General features: G+C 72.3%; 12 protein-coding genes. 9 read left to right on the forward strand and 3 right to left on the reverse strand.

The window, feature by feature from the left end:
• Window positions 1-45 precede the first annotated feature (45 nt).
• Window positions 46-1,281 (forward strand): MBL fold metallo-hydrolase, encoded by a 1,236-nt coding sequence (locus tag CP969_RS32330; protein WP_016823645.1) that lies wholly within the window; start codon window positions 46-48, stop codon window positions 1,279-1,281.
• 183 nt (window positions 1,282-1,464) lie between these two features.
• Here CP969_RS32330 and CP969_RS32335 read toward each other — a convergent pair whose 3' ends face one another.
• The 3 genes from CP969_RS32335 to CP969_RS32345 all read right to left on the reverse strand — a co-directional run bounded on the left by CP969_RS32335 (window position 1,465) and on the right by CP969_RS32345 (window position 7,003).
• The gene (locus CP969_RS32335) at window positions 1,465-3,423 is read right to left on the reverse strand and encodes a glycoside hydrolase family 15 protein (protein ID WP_016823644.1); all 1,959 of its coding nucleotides are present in this window, start codon (window positions 3,421-3,423) and stop codon (window positions 1,465-1,467) included.
• A gap of 62 nt (window positions 3,424-3,485) precedes the next feature.
• Window positions 3,486-4,448, reverse strand: a complete 963-nt coding sequence (locus tag CP969_RS32340) for a TIGR03885 family FMN-dependent LLM class oxidoreductase (RefSeq protein WP_016823643.1) — start codon at window positions 4,446-4,448, stop codon at window positions 3,486-3,488.
• A gap of 1,454 nt (window positions 4,449-5,902) precedes the next feature.
• A complete protein-coding gene (locus CP969_RS32345) occupies window positions 5,903-7,003 on the reverse strand; it encodes a vWA domain-containing protein (RefSeq protein ID WP_016823642.1) in 1,101 nt (366 codons plus the stop codon).
• A 977-nt stretch (window positions 7,004-7,980) separates the two neighbouring features.
• On the opposite strand from CP969_RS32345, the gene CP969_RS32350 reads away from it, so the two are divergent.
• The 8 genes from CP969_RS32350 (at window position 7,981) to CP969_RS32385 (ending at window position 15,490) form a co-directional block, all read left to right on the forward strand.
• Window positions 7,981-9,939: a sensor histidine kinase gene (locus tag CP969_RS32350; RefSeq protein WP_150475026.1), complete on the forward strand. Its 1,959-nt coding sequence runs from the start codon at window positions 7,981-7,983 to the stop codon at window positions 9,937-9,939.
• Window positions 9,940-10,031: 92 nt separating this feature from the next.
• Window positions 10,032-10,466, forward strand: coding sequence for a roadblock/LC7 domain-containing protein (locus CP969_RS32355; RefSeq protein ID WP_016823641.1), 435 nt, complete (start codon window positions 10,032-10,034; stop codon window positions 10,464-10,466).
• A 2-nt stretch (window positions 10,467-10,468) separates the two neighbouring features.
• Window positions 10,469-10,840, forward strand: a complete 372-nt coding sequence (locus CP969_RS32360; RefSeq protein WP_004980210.1) for a DUF742 domain-containing protein — start codon at window positions 10,469-10,471, stop codon at window positions 10,838-10,840.
• The gene (locus CP969_RS32365; protein ID WP_016823640.1) at window positions 10,818-11,435 is read left to right on the forward strand and encodes a GTP-binding protein; all 618 of its coding nucleotides are present in this window, start codon (window positions 10,818-10,820) and stop codon (window positions 11,433-11,435) included. Before CP969_RS32360 ends, CP969_RS32365 begins: the two co-directional genes overlap by 23 nt.
• Before the next feature lie 59 nt (window positions 11,436-11,494).
• Window positions 11,495-12,070, forward strand: coding sequence for a GAF domain-containing protein (locus CP969_RS32370; RefSeq protein ID WP_004980207.1), 576 nt, complete (start codon window positions 11,495-11,497; stop codon window positions 12,068-12,070).
• Between the two features lie 215 nt (window positions 12,071-12,285).
• Complete coding sequence (gene tdh / locus CP969_RS32375; RefSeq protein ID WP_016823639.1) at window positions 12,286-13,314, forward strand: L-threonine 3-dehydrogenase; 1,029 nt, start codon at window positions 12,286-12,288, stop codon at window positions 13,312-13,314.
• Window positions 13,315-13,351: 37 nt separating this feature from the next.
• Window positions 13,352-14,551, forward strand: a complete 1,200-nt coding sequence (locus CP969_RS32380; RefSeq protein ID WP_004980205.1) for a glycine C-acetyltransferase — start codon at window positions 13,352-13,354, stop codon at window positions 14,549-14,551.
• A 36-nt stretch (window positions 14,552-14,587) separates the two neighbouring features.
• Entirely contained in the window at window positions 14,588-15,490 is a 903-nt protein-coding gene (locus CP969_RS32385) for a LysR family transcriptional regulator (RefSeq protein ID WP_016823638.1), read from the forward strand.
• The last annotated feature ends 129 nt before the right edge of the window (window positions 15,491-15,619 follow it).

A 15,619-nucleotide genomic window follows, 5' to 3' on the forward strand; every position in this document is an offset into this window, starting at 1 on the left:
GGCCGCACATAATGGGAGGTCCGACCGATCCCACCTGGAGGCGCCGTGGCCGGTTTCCGTTCCCCGAACCCCGGGTTCCGCGCGCTGCGGCCGGCGGCCTTCGGCGCGGCTCCCAGAGGGGAGCGCATGGCGCGCATCCGCAGGTCCCCGCACTTCGAGGACGGGGCGTTCCAGAACCCCGGGGGCGTCACCCGGACCCGCCCGTCGGGCTCGGCGCGGGACCTGGCGAAGGCCTTCCTCGGCAAGGAATCCCGGTCGCTACGCGCCCCCGCGGGCAGGGTGCCGGTGCACGCCACCACCCTCGCCGACCTCTCCCGGCCCCCCGCCACCGGGCTCCGCCTGACCTGGACGGGCCACTCCAGCGTGCTCGCGGAGATCGACGGGCAACGGGTCCTGTTCGACCCCGTGTGGGGCGAGCGCTGCTCCCCGTTCCCCTTCGCCGGGCCCAGGCGGCTGCATCCCGCGCCGCTGCCGCCGGCCGCGCTCGGGCCGGTCGACGTGGTCGTCGTCTCGCACGACCACTACGACCACCTGGACCTGCCCAGCATCAAGGCGCTGGCCGGCACGGACACCCTGTTCGCCGTCCCCCTGGGCGTCGGTGCGCATCTGGAGCACTGGGGCGTGTCCGCCGGCCGGCTGCGCGAACTGGACTGGCACGAGACGACGAGGGTCGGCGGACTCACCCTGACCGCCACCCCCGCCCGCCACTTCTGCGGCCGGGGCCTGCGCAGCACCCAGCACACCCTGTGGGCCTCCTGGGTGGTCGCCGGGGAGGAGCACCGGATCTACCACAGCGGTGACACCGGCTACTTCGAGGGCTTCAAGGACATCGGCGCCGGGCACGGCCCGTTCGACGCCACGATGATCCAGGTCGGCGCGTACTCGGACTTCTGGCCCGCGGGCCACACGGACCGCACGCCGCTGCCCGGCGCGTGGCCGGACATCCACATGACGCCCGCCCAGGGGGTTCAAGCCCACCTCGACCTGCAAGGAGGCCGGCCGGGCGGCGTGCTGCTCCCGATCCACTGGGGCACCTTCAGCCTGGCGCCCCATCCGTGGGCGGAGCCGGGGGAGTGGACGAAGGACGCCGCCGAGGAGGCCGGGCAGGCGGCGGCGTTCCCCCGTCCCGGCGAGCCGTTCGAGCCCGCGGGGAAGCTGCCCGAGGAGCCCTGGTGGCGGGCCGTGTCCCGGCCGATCGCGCACCCGTGGCGCCGTCCCCGGAGTGCCGGGGGCGCGGACGGGACGCGCAGCGGCGATCTCGACCTCGCGGGCGAGCGGTGATGCCGACGGGGGACCACCTTGCCGAGGCCGCGCGGATGCCGGAGCGCCTCCCGCCCGAAGGGCGCGACCGTGCGGTGCGGGCCCCGGGCGGAACGCCCAGCAGGCCGGGCGCGGCCTCGACCGCCGCCCCGGACGGCGCGGGGGGCCTCGAGCCGGTCGGCGGGTCCGGGCCCGGGCCGGCCGTCAGCCTCCGTGCCGGCCGGCCCAGGCCCGCAGTGCCTCCTCGTCGCCGGCCGCGTCGAGGTTCATCGCCGCGTCGATCAGACCGAGGTGGGTGAACGCCTGCGGATAGTTGCCGAGCATGGTCCCGTCCCGGGCCATCTCCTCGGAGAACAGTCCGAAACGCCCCATGCGTGAGCAGATCTCCTCGTAACGGCGGCGGGCCTCGTCATGACGGCCGGCGAGGACCAGGGCGGAGACCATGGCGAAGGAACAGAGCAGGAAACCGCCTTCGGGCCCGTTGATCCCGTCGTCGGTGGCCTCGGGGTCGTAGCGGTGGACCAGCCAGCCGTCCTCGCCCAGTTCCTCCTCGACGCGCTCCACAGTGGCCACCACCCGGGGGTCGGCGCCGTCCAGGAAGCCGAGCAGCCCCAGGGAGAGCAGCGAGGCGTCGACGTTGGCGGAGCCGTAGGACTGGGTGAAGCTCCCGACCGACTCGCTCCAGCCCTTGTCGAGGACCTCGGCACGGACCGCGTCGCGCTCCCGCCGCCAGCGGTCGAGGTCCGGCCGCTCGTCGTCCATCAGCTCCGCCAGCCGGACACCGCGGTCGAAGCAGACCCAGGCGTACACCTTGGAGATGGTCCAGTGCCGGCTCCGGTCGCGGACCTCCCAGATGCCGTCGTCCGGCTCCCGCCACACGCGGACGGCGGCGTCCACCACCTGGTACACGGCGGCCAGCTCGTCCCGCGCCAACTCCCCACCGGTGCCGAGGGCCGCCTGCTGGTACACGAAGACCGCGTCCAGCACCTGCCCGTACGTGTCGAGCTGGTGCTGGGAGAACGCGCTGTTGCCGCACCGGACCGGCGACGAGTCCCGGTAGCCGCCCAGATGCTCCAGCACGGTCTCCTCCCCCTCGACGCGCCCGTCGATGTCCAGCATCGGATGGAGCGCGCCGGACGCCCGGGCGCTGTGGTCGAGCAGGATCCGCACGTACAGGGCGGCCTCGACCCGGTGGCCCAGACGCATCAGGACCAGGACGACGAGCGCGGCATCACGGTGCCACAGGTAGCGGTAGTCCCAGTTGCGCCCGGCCCCGATCCACTCGGGCAGCGAGGTGGTGGCGGCCGCGATCAGGGAGCCGGTGTCGGCCGCCATCAACCCGCGCAGGGTCAGCGCGCTGCGCCGGACGTGGTCCGCGCCGAACCCCCGGTAGTCGTTGAGCCCGTCCCAGGCCCGCCACGCCTCCACCGTGTCGTCCCGCGTCCGGTCGACCAGCCCCGTGTCCAGGGGCTCCTGCGGGGGACCGTCGTAACCGAGGACGACGGCCAGCGTCCCACCCGCCCGCAGCACCGCCTCCACCGTCACCGCGCCGTCCTCGGCCACCCGGACCCGCGGTGCCGCGCCCGTGGCGGTGGCACCGAGCCACAGTCCGGCGGTGGTCTCCTCGAGAGCCGGCGGGGCCGCCCCGGCCTCCGCGCCGTCCACGGCGGACCAGCGTGCCCGGGCACGGGCGTAGTCCGGCCGGGCGTCGAGACGGTGGCGGACCGTCACCGTGCCGGTCTCGCAGGTGAGCCGCCGGACCAGGAGAGCCAGGGGTTCGATCAGGCAGGCCTCGTCCCGGTCGGGCCGGCGGACGGCGAGGTAGTCCTCTCCCCGCACCGTTCCGTGCGGCGTGGTCCATCGGGACTCGACCAGCAAGGTGGTGTCCCGGTAACGCTGCCGCGGTGCGGGAGCACCCTCGACCCGGAGCTCCCACGCGCCGCCGATCCGACGGTCCAGCAGGCGTCCGAAGACGGAGGCGCCGTCGAAACGGGGGGTGCAGAGCCACTCCACGGCGCCGTCGGGTCCCACCAGCGCCGCCACTCGGCAGTCCGACAGGAACGCCAGCGAGCCGATGGCGGGCCAGCCCCCGCCGTCCTCCCCGGTCCCGGAGCCCGCCGGATCCGCCGGATCCGCCGGCGCTGCCCGGTCCGCCCGATCCACCGGGGCCGTCCGATCCGTCGGGTCGCCCGGGCCGGCCGGGGCAGGTGGGTCGGGCCGGCGGGTCACGAGTTCAGCTCCGGCAGAACCTCGGAGCCGAAGACCTCCACGAACCGCACCTGGTGGCCCTTGCCCACCTGGTGCAGCATCACTTCGTCGAACCCGTGGGAAGCCTGCCGCGCCAGCCAGTCGGTGTGGTGGCCGAGATCGTCGGAAACGACCACGAACGGCTCCACGCCGGACGGCTCGATCAGGCGCGCCGCCTGTTCGAAGTGCTCGGGAAGCGGGATCTCCCAGCCGACGTCGCTCCCCAGGACCGCCTCCCGCCACTGGTCGTGGGCGGCGGCCAGCGCCTCCTCGCGGGTCGGCGCCCAGGACAGGTGCGCCTGGAGGACGGCGGGGCCCCGGCCCCCCGCCTCCCGGTAGGCGGCGAGGGTCTCCCGGTGCGCGTCATCGGGCTGGTTGACGGTGATGATCCCGTCGGCCCACGCCGCCACCCTCCGGGCCGTCGCCGGACCGACCGCCGCGCCCAGCAGGATCGGCGGACGCTGCGGAAGCGACCACAGCCTGGCCCGGTCCACCGTGACCAGGCCCTCGTGGGACACCTCCTGCCCGGCGAACAGCGCCCGCATGATCCGTACGCACTCCTCCAGGCGGCGGGTGCGCGCCTCCTTGGAGGGCCAGCGATCACCGGTGATGTGCTCGCTCAGCGCCTGCCCGGTGCCGAGCGCCACCCACAGACGGCCCGGATACATCTGGGCGAGCGTCGCAGCGGCCTGCGCCAGCACGGCCGGGTGGTAGCGCTGACCGGGCGCGGTGACCACGCCCATGGGCAGGACGGTGGAGGCCAGTGCCGCCCCGAGCCACGACCATGCGTGCCCGGAGTGCCCCTGCCGGGAACTCCACGGCGCGAAGTGGTCGGAGCACATGCCGGAGGCGAAACCGGCGTCCTGGGCCACCTTGAGCAGTTGCAGCAGTTCCGACGGCGGGAACTGCTCGTGCGACGCGTGATAACCGAAGGTGGCCATGGATCTCGCTCGCTTCCTGCTCACCGCGCGGGCGGTCCAGGCCGTCCGGCGAGGCCCGACGCCCCGCGTCCGGGCGCGGCCCTTGCTTGCCCGTCCCGCACGGGCCCGCCGTCCGGGGGCCGTGCCTCGTGCCTCACCTCCCAGCGTGCCGCAGCCGCAGGCCGACTGCTGAGATCTGTTGCTCCGATCGCGGAGGGCGCGGGCCGCCGACAAGCCCCGCTTCCTCGCCGCCCCGGGCCCGAACGCCCTGTTCAGCGAGCACTCCTCGCAGTCTCTTGAACCATGGTCTGAAGGTTGAACGGTGGCAAAAGGTCGGCACACAGTCTCCATCCACCCAGCGACCCCATCACGTCGCGCGAGAGGTACGGCGGGTATCCAAGGTCTTCGCGGATGTGCCGCAACACTTCTTGCTCGACACCCCACGCCGTCCTGCCAACCGCGAACTGCTCACAGTGCACCATTACCCAGCCCGCAGACTGAAAGCCTCTCACTCGATCACTCTTGGTCGATGTCACTCCGACCTTGACCGAATTGAACCCGCTGTGATGCAGCACATACACAAGCGCCGGGGCTTCCTGATCAAACCCATTGGTTTTGCACCTTGGACAAGGATTGAAACCTGATCGCACTTTGGCGAGCTTTACGGCAACCCGCGTGCCGCAGGGAGTGTGAATACAGCTCCAGGGGCGATTTACTCCGGGATAGTCTTCGAGTGGTTCATACCCGGCTTCAATCAGATCTGTGGCCGCTTCCACGGGATCCCCGAGCTGCCTCAGGGTGCTCGTGGCCCATCCGCAATACCGGCAACCAGATCCCTTTCTCACGTTGTCCAGTAGTGGAAAAACTGTCTTGCCGCACCTGAGGCATAACGCTTTCCACTTATGACGCATCCCCGGAAATGGTTCGAGCGGTTTCAGGCTCATGGAAAGCATGATCCTGACTGCCCCTTCTTCGTTCCACCGGCGAGACGCTGCACGTTTCCTCGCGCCACACGCTCGACAGCCTCCCTGGCCAGACGCAACGTTCGCGTACCGGGGGGGGGCAACGATGTCGCCACATACGAGGCATCGACTTTTCCATGCCTTGCCGACCGAGCCAGGATACGGTTCAAGAGGTTCGAGATTGGCAGAGAGCATCGCTTCAAACGCCTTGCCCGGATCAAGGCTTCTTGTCGACCCATGCTTTTTGGCGCCGCATGGCATGCAGCATCCTCTACCCTGGCGCAAAACGTGCAGCCGTATGCTGACCTCATTTCCGCATTCAAGATGGCGAGCTTTCCACTTGGCGGTCGTAATGCCCGGATATTCCTCCAAGGGGGCATACCCAAAACCCGCCAATTCCATCCTGGCGGACAGCGGGGTGATCCTGGCCACGCTTTGTCCTTTCCGATTCCGATGCGTCCATGGCATGGGGCGTCCCCTTCACAGGGTCGCCCCATGTCTCCGCTCGACCGGCTAGAGCATGACGAGGAGTCGGGTGCCCTTTTTCAACTTACGGTTGACCGACTTGCTCTGAATGAAGACGTGAAGGTCGGGGTTGTGGCCGGCCTTCACCGAGAGCGTGCCATTGGTGCGACCGTCGGCACCGAACAGCAGCTCGCGCGCATCGGGGCCGCCGTAGACCAGCTCGCTGGACTTCTCGAAAACTGCCACTTCCTTGCTGGCCTGCACGGAAACCCGGGCGCCAAGCTGGTAGTACGCCATCCCGGTGACATACGTGTGGTTCTTCGACTGCACGAAGTCGCGAATCTGCATGCCGTCGTGCTCATCCTTGACCTCGTACAGTTTGTACTTCGTCGAGTCGAGCGGCGTAAGGGCGGACTTCACCGTGGTCATGTCGAGATCCTGGCCGACGGCGAACAGGTTCTTCGTACCGCGCACCCCCTGCTCCCGGTCCTGCAGGAACCTCGTGGCGGCCGTCTTGACGGTGCCGATCGCCTCTTCGACGCCCTGGGCCGAGTCGGCGTCCCAGATCGAGATGTTGCCCGTCGGGAAGCCGTACTGCTGAGCGGTGCGCTTGGCCAGGGAGTTCGGCACCATGATGGCCGAGGTCCAGTGGTCCGGCAGGTTGTTCAGCTTGTCCGCGATCCTGCCCCGCCACTCGTCCAGGACGGCGCGGCCGTCGGGAAGGTGGTCGTGGCGCGAGCCCGTCCTGTCCGCGCCGGAGGCGTTTTCCTCGCCGTCGGTGACGACGACCTGGAGGAAGCTGTGCTCGCCGTACTCCTCCCATATGTGGCCGAGGTCGTCGAGCGCTTTCACCGACGCCTGGATCAGCGCGGTCGCGCCGTTCTCGACGGTGTACAGGCCCCGCATGGACGGCAGGTGCTTCACGTCCATGTCCCACACCAGGTTCTCGACCAGGTGGTCGAAGGCGTAGAGACTGATCCGGGTCTCGTGGCCGAGCCTGTCGGACTCCTCCTGCAGCCCCTTCACGAACTCGTCCACCACACGGATGAGTTGCTCCGAATGCCCCCTCATCGAACCGGACTTGTCGATGACGAGGGCGACGTGGTTCACGAAGTGCTTCTTGAGTCGGTCCTTTACCGTTGCGCTCATCGCGCCGATCCCCTTCCGTTCGTTCCCCGTGGGGCCGCGACGGCGCCCTGCGGAGACATGGCTTCCTGACGAAGGCGTGCCAGTCGGTGTTCCAGCCTGTCCAAGTCGTCGAGCGTCGGCGTGCACCGGTGGCGGACGGTTGCCACGGGAGTCACAAAACGCCCTCTTCCGTCGGCGGACGTCTCCTTCCGGGCGCGCGCAACCCGGTGGGGAATCCAGTCCGTTCGGATGATGGCTTCACTGTAGGGAGCAGCACTGACAAAGCAGGGGGCGGACGGCCGCGGCCGCCTTCCGGCAAGGCGCAGCGAGGCAGCGCGACTCCTGGGGGCCTTGCGGGGTGTCGGCGAGGACGGAGCGCCGGTTATTACGCTGAGTGAAGTTCTGGCCGGTGAAGGGCGGGTGGGGCGACGTCCCGTGGAAGGGGGTGAAGGGTCGGTCGCGAGGGGGTGGAGCGGGGGCGGTGGCGGCCGGGGAGGCAAGGGCTCCCCGGCCGCCGAGGTCTTCGCTTGACCGCTTATGACCAGCTCGGATCGTTCTCTTTCCGTTTGAGGTCCCCCCGCTCGAAAGGGTTATCGGCCTGTCGTACGAAACCTCATACCAGAGCGGGATGCTGTCCGTATGAGTTTGTCAACTGCCCACCGCACATGATGCGGTGACGACTACGGTGAGTGTCGGTCGGGCGGCGCGTGGCCGACCCCTTCGGCCTTCCCGGGCCCTCCCGACCGGTACGGCGACACACCGCTGACGACGCGGGTCCGACGGGCGCACCGCGCCACCGGACCGTGTCGGTCGGTGTCGGCCGGTGTCGATCAGGTCGGAGCAGGGAGCGGGGACGGGCAGTGCAGGCACAAGGCGGACGAGGGAGCCGGCGGGGCGACGGGCCCCGCCACCGGGGCCCGGCAGACGCCCCGGTCACGACCGGCACACCGGCGTCCACCGGCACCGCGGTCGCGGCCCGCGAGCCCGGCCGCACCGCCGTGCGCTCCCCCGGAGCCCGGAACCGGCGGACCGGTCCGAGGGCACCGGGGCCCGGCCTCCGCGCTCCGGCCGCCGGCCCGGACCGGCGCGAGGGCGGACGGCACGGGCGCCCGCCCGCCCGGACCGCCCCCGCGCTGCCCGAGACGCACATACGGCCCCAGTTGCTGCGCCTCGCCGTCCTCCCGCCCACTGCGGTGGTCCTCAGCGCCTGTGCGGCCGTGCTGTTCACCGTCCGCTCGAGCGGAGTGCGGCCGGACCCCGCCCTGTGGTGCGTGCTCGGCGGCGCGCTGTCGGTGGCGCTCGCCGGCATCGTCATCGCCGCCGTGGCCGCCGACCGCGCCGCCCGGTCCGTGCACGACCGCCTCGACGCGCTGCGCCGCGGCACCGCCCGGCGCGAGGCCGACCTGCGCGCCCTCGTCGAGGGGCTGCGCCGCGGGGACGACCCGCCCCCGCCCCGGCGGCACGGGGGACCGGCCGGGGACGCCGACGACTTCGACCTGCTCGCCGCCGACCTCGCCCGCGCGCACGACGGCGCCGTCACCGCCGTCGTGCAGGCGTCCCGGCTCTCCAGCCAGACGGGCAGCGAACAGAAGCTCGAGGTGTTCGTCAACCTCGCCCGGCGCCTGCAGTCGCTGGTGCACCGGGAGATCTCGATCCTCGACGAGCTGGAGAACGAGATCGAGGACCCCGACCTGCTCAAGGGCCTCTTCCACGTCGACCACCTCGCCACCCGCATCCGCCGCCACGCCGAGAACCTCGCCGTGCTCGGCGGGGCCGTCTCCCGGCGGCAGTGGAGCAACCCGGTCTCCACGACCGAGGTGCTGCGCTCGGCCATCGCCGAGGTCGAGCAGTACTCCCGGGTCAAGCTCGTACCGCCGATCGACGGCACCCTGCGCGGGCACGCCGTCGCCGACGTCATCCACCTGCTCGCCGAACTCGTCGAGAACGCCACGGTGTTCTCCGCTCCCCACACCCAGGTGCTGCTGCGGGCCGGCCTCGTCACCTCCGGGCTCGCCATCGAGGTCGAGGACCGCGGACTCGGCATGCCGGTCGGCGAGCAGGGCCGGATGAACGCCCTGCTCGCCGACCCCGACCAGGTCAATGTCGCCAGCCTGCTGGCCGACGGCCGCATCGGCCTGTTCGTGGTCTCCCAACTCGCCAAGCGGCACGGCATCCACGTCCGCCTCCAGACCAACATCTACGGCGGCATCCAGGCCGTGCTCGTGGTGCCGCAGGCACTGCTCGGCACGGAGCCGGGGGCCGTCGGCGGCGGACAGGACGCGGGCCGGCCGCCGCACGAGGGCGGTCCCGACGCGGCCCCGACACCCCGTCACCCGTCGCCCGCCCCCGGGGACGTACCGGTGCCGGGGACCGCGCACGGCGGCGGGCCGGTGCCGGCACCCGAGGCGCCCCGCACGCCCGTGGCACCTCCCGCCCCGCAGCGGCACCACCCTGAGAGCGCCCCCGCCCCCGCCCCCGCTCCCGCCCCGGCCCCGTCGCCGCAGTACGGCACGGTCCCCCCGCCACTGCCCGTGCGGGGCACCCGCGCGGTGCGGCCGAACCCCGCCGAGGCCGTGCCCGGCGTCCGCCGCGACGACCGGCACGACCCCGCGGAGAACGGGGTCCTCCCGCTCACCCCGCGCACCGGCACGGTGCGCGGCACGATGGGCAGACCCCAACTGCCCCGCCGCCGCGCCCAGGAGCACATCGCGCCCCAACTCCGCGACGCCCCCGCGCCCCGCCCGGACGCCGAACACGTCGCCGGCCACGACCCCGACCTGATGGCGGCCTTCCAACGGGGCTTCGGCCTCGCGGAGGCCCAGCAGGCGGAGCACGACCGCGCGGACCCCGCCCGCCCCCCGGGCGAGCGCCCCGCGCCCGACGGGCCCGGGCCGGTGGTGCCCGCACCCCGCACCGACCACGTCGTCCGGCACGACGGGAGCGCACCCGCCGGATGACCACGCCTCCCCTCATCCCGACGCCCGCACCCACCCGCACCCCCGAGCCCAGCGCTCCCGCAGACCTTCGTATCCCAAGGAGTCGATCCACCATGGCGAGCGATGCGCCGACCGCCCACGCATCCGACCTCGACTGGCTGATGAGCGGCCTCGTGCAACGCGTACCGCACACCAGCAGCGCCGTACTGCTCTCGTGCGACGGACTGGTGAAGTCCGTGCACGGCCTCGACGCGGACAGCGCCGACCACATGGCCGCCCTGGCCTCCGGCCTGTACTCCCTCGGCCGCAGCGCAGGCGTCCGCTTCGGCGACGGCGGCGAGGTCCGCCAGGTCGTCGTCGAGCTCGACGCGATGCTGCTGTTCGTCACCACCGCCGGATCCGGCACCTGCCTCGCCGTGCTGGCCGGCCGCGAGGCCGACGCGGCGGTGCTCGGCTACGAGATGGCGATGCTGGTCAAGAGCGTCCGGCCGTATCTGATGACCGCGCCCCGGCAGCCGTCCGTCGAGCCCCCGGCGATGAGGCCTTGAGCGTGACGGCGGCCGGCGACGGGCCCTGGCTCGACGACGCGGCCGGGCGGCTGGTGCGCCCTTTCACGGTCAGCAACGGCCGTACCCGGCCCACCGTCGCGCTCGACCTCATGTCGCAGGTGAGAGCCACCGGTTCCACACCCCTCGGCTACCTCGGTCCCGAACACGCGCAGGCGCTCGACCTGTGCCGCGCGCCCGTCCCGGTCGCCGAGGTCGCCGCCCACCTCGGGCTGCCGGTGGCCGTCACCAAGGTGCTGCTGGCGGACCTCGTCGACTGCGGGGCGCTGACCGACCGACCCCCCGCGTTCCACCACACCCCGACGGACCGGGCCCTTCTGGAGGCAGTGCTCGATGGACTACGACGACAGCTCTGACCGCGTCGACGGCGCCGACCCGTTCCCCACGGCACTCAAGATCCTCGTGGCGGGCGGGTTCGGCGTGGGCAAGACGACCTTCGTCGGCGCGGTCAGCGAGATCGCGCCGCTCAGCACCGAGGAACTCCTCACCACGGCCGGCGCCGGCACCGACAACCTCGACGGGATCGAGAACAAGGTCGAGACGACCGTGGCCATGGACTTCGGCCGCATCACCCTCGACGCGCAGCACGTGCTCTACCTGTTCGGCACCCCCGGCCAGGAGCGGTTCTGGTTCATGTGGGACGAGCTCTGCGAGGGCGCGCTCGGCGCGGTCGTCCTCGCCGACACCCGGCGCCTGGAGGAGTGCTTCGCCGCGGTCGACTTCTTCGAACAGCGCGGCCTCGGCTTCATCATCGCCGTCAACGAGTTCGACGGCGCCTTCCACTACGACCCCACGGAGGTGCGCGCCGCCCTCGACCTCCCCGAGGAGGTCCCCGTGGTGTGCTGCGACGCCCGGATCTCCAGCTCCGGCGTCCAGACCCTGCTGACCCTCGTCCGGCACCTCATCGCCCACGCCCCGGCCCCCGCGACGGGCTACGGCGCCCCCATGTGACCCCCGCCCACCCCACGGAGCCCGTACATGACCCTCGCCCGCACCCCGGGAGCCCGCCCATGAGCTACGACCCGCCGCGCCCGGCCGGTCGTCTGCTGCTCACCCCCGAGGACAAGGAGGCCCCGGCACGCACCCGCAGGCTGCGCCGGCTGGGACTGGGGGACCGTCCCGAGCCCGCGCTGGACGCCTTCGCGTACGGCCTCGCCGAGCTCACGGGGGCGCCGTACGCCATGGTCAACTTCCTCGGCGAGAACGGGCAGTTCTTCGCGGGTCTGCACACCCCGGCGACGGCACCGTTCGCCCGCGGCGACGGCACCGGCGCCCTGCTGGGCCGGGTGCTGCCCCGCGACCACGGCTTCTGCCCCCATGTGGTGGCCCGACGCAAGGCGCTGGTCCTGGAGGACGTGAGCGACTATCCGCGGTTCGCGGGCAATCCGGTCGTGGACGGGTTCGGCATCCGCTCCTACCTGGGCGCGCCGCTCATCGACGGCACCGGGACGGTGCTGGGCACCGTCTCGGTCACCGACGTCCGGCCGAGGGCCTGGGGACAGCCGGGGCTCGCGGCCATCAAGGAGCAGGCCGCACGACTCGTCGCACGGCTGGAGCGCCGGGAGGACGACGGGCTGCCGCGGTGAGCCCGGGCCCGCCCCGGGCCCTCGGCCGGACGGGTGACGGCGGCGAGGGAGGACGGGTGACGGCGTGAAGGAAAGCTGTGGCCGCGCTTAAGAAAACCTCGATGGACCGGTGAGGGTGGTCTACGGCAGATTGCAGTGCGATTCCACTTCCTTCCCCGGCCCGGGGCTCCCTCGGCGTGCCCCGGCGCCGGGACTCACCCTCAGGAGCCGTAGCGTTGAAGGCGCTGGTCAAGGAGAAGGCGGAGCCCGGGCTGTGGCTCGTGGACGTCCCGGAGCCCGCCGTCGGACCCGGCGACGTGCTGATCAAGGTGCTGCGCACCGGTATCTGCGGCACCGACCTGCACATCCGGGCCTGGGACGGCTGGGCCCGGCAGGCGATCACCACCCCGCTGGTCCTCGGACACGAGTTCGTCGGCGAGGTCGTCGAGACCGGCCGGGACGTCACCGACGTCAAGACCGGTGACCGGGTCAGCGGCGAAGGGCACCTGGTGTGCGGCAAGTGCCGCAACTGCCTGGCCGGACGCCGGCACCTGTGCCGGTCCACCGTCGGGCTCGGCGTCGGACGCGACGGCGCCTTCGCCGAGTACGTCGTGCTCCCCGCCGGCAACGTCTGGGTGCACCGCGTCCCCGTCGACCTCGACATCGCCGCGATCTTCGACCCGTTCGGCAACGCCGTGCACACCGCCCTGTCCTTCCCGCTCGTCGGCGAGGACGTCCTGATCACGGGGGCCGGCCCGATCGGCCTGATGGCCGCCGCGGTGGCCCGGCACGCCGGTGCGCGCAACGTCGTGATCACCGACGTCAGCGAGGAGCGCCTGGAACTCGCCCGCAAGATCGGCGCGAGCCTGGCGCTGAACGTCGCCGAGGCCAGCATCGCCGACGGCCAGCACGCCCTCGGCCTGCGCGAGGGCTTCGACGTCGGCCTGGAGATGTCCGGCCGCCCCGAGGCCCTGCGGGACATGATCGCCAACATGACGCACGGCGGCCGGATCGCGATGCTCGGCCTGCCCGCCGAGGAGTTCCCGGTCGACTGGGCCCGGATCGTCACCTCGATGATCACCCTCAAGGGCATCTACGGCCGGGAGATGTTCGAGACCTGGTACGCCATGTCGGTCCTGCTGGAAGGCGGCCTGGACCTCGCCCCGGTGATCACCGGCCGCTACGGCTACCGCGACTTCGAGGCCGCCTTCGACGACGCGGCCGGCGGCAGGGGCGGCAAAGTCATCCTCGACTGGACCGTCTGACCCCCACCTCATCCGCAAGCACCTTCAGGGAGCCCTCATGTTCGACTCCGTGCGCGACGACCTGCGCGCCACCCTCGACGAGATCCGCGCCGCCGGCCTGCACAAGCCCGAGCGCGTGATCGACACCCCGCAGTCCGCCACCGTGAACGTCACCGCGGGCGGCCGTCCCGGCGAGGTCCTCAACTTCTGCGCCAACAACTACCTCGGCCTCGCCGACCACCCCGAGGTGATCGCCGCCGCCCACGAGGCCCTGGACCGCTGGGGCTACGGCATGGCGTCCGTCCGCTTCATCTGCGGCACCCAGGAGGTGCACAAGGAGCTGGAGGCGCGGCTGTCGGCGTTCCTCGGCCAGGAGGACACGATCCTGTACTCCTCCTGCTTCGACGCCAACGGCGGTGTGTTCGAGACGCTGCTCGGGCCGGAGGACGCGGTGATCTCCGACGCGCTGAACCACGCGTCGATCATCGACGGCATCCGGCTGTCCAAGGCCCGCCGCTTCCGCTACGCCAACCGCGACATGGCGGACCTGGAGCGGCAGCTCAAGGAGGCCGCCGAGGGCGGCGCCCGGCGCACGCTGATCGTCACCGACGGCGTCTTCTCCATGGACGGCTACGTCGCCCCGCTGGACGAGATCTGCGACCTCGCCGACCGCCACGGCGCCATGGTCATGGTCGACGACTCGCACGCCGTCGGCTTCGTCGGCCCCGGCGGCCGCGGCACGCCCGAACTGTACGGCGTCATGGACCGGGTGGACATCATCACCGGCACGCTCGGCAAGGCGCTCGGCGGAGCCTCCGGCGGCTATGTCGCCGCCCGCGCGGAGATCGTCGCCCTGCTGCGCCAGCGCTCCCGCCCGTACCTGTTCTCCAACACGCTGGCCCCGGTGATCGCCGCGGCCTCCCTGAAGGTCCTCGACCTGCTGGAGTCGGCCGACGACCTGCGTGTCCGGCTCGCCGGGAACACCGCCCTGTTCCGCCGCCGGATGACCGAGGAGGGCTTCGACATCCTCCCCGGCGACCACGCCATCGCCCCCGTGATGATCGGCGACGCGGCCCGCGCCGGCCGCATGGCGGAACTGCTGCTGGAGCGCGGGGTGTACGTGATCGGCTTCTCCTACCCCGTGGTGCCGCAGGACCGGGCCCGCATCCGCGTCCAGCTGTCCGCCGCGCACTCCACCGAGGACGTGAACCGCGCGGTGGACGCCTTCGTGGCGGCCCGGGCGGAGCTCGACGCCTGAGCGGAGCACGGCGCGGCATTTGAGAGAATCGCTCCCATGATCGAGGCGCGGCGGCTCCACATCCTCCGTGCGGTGGCCGACCACCGCACGGTCACGGCGGCCGCCGCCGCGCTGTACCTGACCCCCTCGGCCGTCTCCCAGCAGCTCGCCGCGCTGGAGCAGGAGACCGGCCACCGCCTGGTGGAGCGCGGCGCCAAGGGGGTCCGGCTGACCCCGGCCGGTGAGATCCTGCTCAACCACACCAACGTGGTCCTCGCCCAGCTGGAGCGGGCCGAGGCGGAACTCGCCGCGTACCGCTCGGGCGAGGCCGGCACCGTCACGGTCGCCGCCTTCGCGACCGGCATCGCCGAGGTCGTCGCGCCCGCGGTGGCCCGGCTCGCCGCGTCCGCGCCCGGCATCCGCATCCGGGTCCGGGACGCCGAGGGCGACGCCAGCCTGCCGATGGTGCTGGACCGGCAGGTCGACGTCGCCGTGGCGGTCGAGTACCGCGGGGCGCCGTCCGCCGACGACCCGCGGCTCACCCACGTACCGCTGTACGCGGAACCGTTCGACGCGGTCGTCCCCGTCCGCCACCGGCTGGCCGACTGCGCCGAGGTGCCGCTCGCCGAGCTGGCCAAGGACCCGTGGATCGGCCCGTACCCCGGCAACCCCTGCCATGACGTGGTCGTCCTGGCCTGCGAGAACGCCGGTTTCCAGCCCGGTATGGAGCACTCCTCGGACGACTTCCGCGCGGTGGTCGCCCTCGCCTCGGCGGACGCGGGCGTCGCGCTCGTGCCCCGCTCGGCGCTGCGCGGCATGGACCTCGCGGGCGTCGTCGTCCGCCCGGTGGACGGCGTGGCGCCGACCCGCCGGGTCTTCGCCGCCGTGCGCCGGGGCGCCGAGGAGCACCCGCTGATCCGCCCGGTGCTGGACGCGCTCCGCGCGGCGGCGGAGGCGTAGGGCCGCCCGCCCGGCCGGAGCCGTGAGAACAGGCCCCGGTGACCGGGCAGAACAGTCGGAAGACGACCCGGCAGGGCGTCAGTCAGCGGCTGGGCCACGATCGCCGGAACCTGAGTGTCAGCGTCGATG

It is taken from the genome of Streptomyces viridosporus T7A (assembly GCF_008704515.1).
Lineage (GTDB): Bacteria > Actinomycetota > Actinomycetes > Streptomycetales > Streptomycetaceae > Streptomyces > Streptomyces viridosporus.

What these genes read in the sequence shown, in the direction of transcription:
- CP969_RS32340 (WP_016823643.1), bottom strand. Translation starts at nt 4,448, where the DNA reads ATGGCCACCTTCGGTTATCACGCGTCGCACGAGCAGTTCCCGCCGTCG.
- CP969_RS32370 (WP_004980207.1), top strand. Translation starts at nt 11,495, where the DNA reads ATGAGCTACGACCCGCCGCGCCCGGCCGGTCGTCTGCTGCTCACCCCC.
- CP969_RS32385 (WP_016823638.1), top strand. Translation starts at nt 14,588, where the DNA reads ATGATCGAGGCGCGGCGGCTCCACATCCTCCGTGCGGTGGCCGACCAC.
- CP969_RS32365 (WP_016823640.1), top strand. Translation starts at nt 10,818, where the DNA reads ATGGACTACGACGACAGCTCTGACCGCGTCGACGGCGCCGACCCGTTC.
- CP969_RS32345 (WP_016823642.1), bottom strand. Translation starts at nt 7,003, where the DNA reads ATGAGCGCAACGGTAAAGGACCGACTCAAGAAGCACTTCGTGAACCAC.
- CP969_RS32380 (WP_004980205.1), top strand. Translation starts at nt 13,352, where the DNA reads ATGTTCGACTCCGTGCGCGACGACCTGCGCGCCACCCTCGACGAGATC.
- CP969_RS32355 (WP_016823641.1), top strand. Translation starts at nt 10,032, where the DNA reads ATGGCGAGCGATGCGCCGACCGCCCACGCATCCGACCTCGACTGGCTG.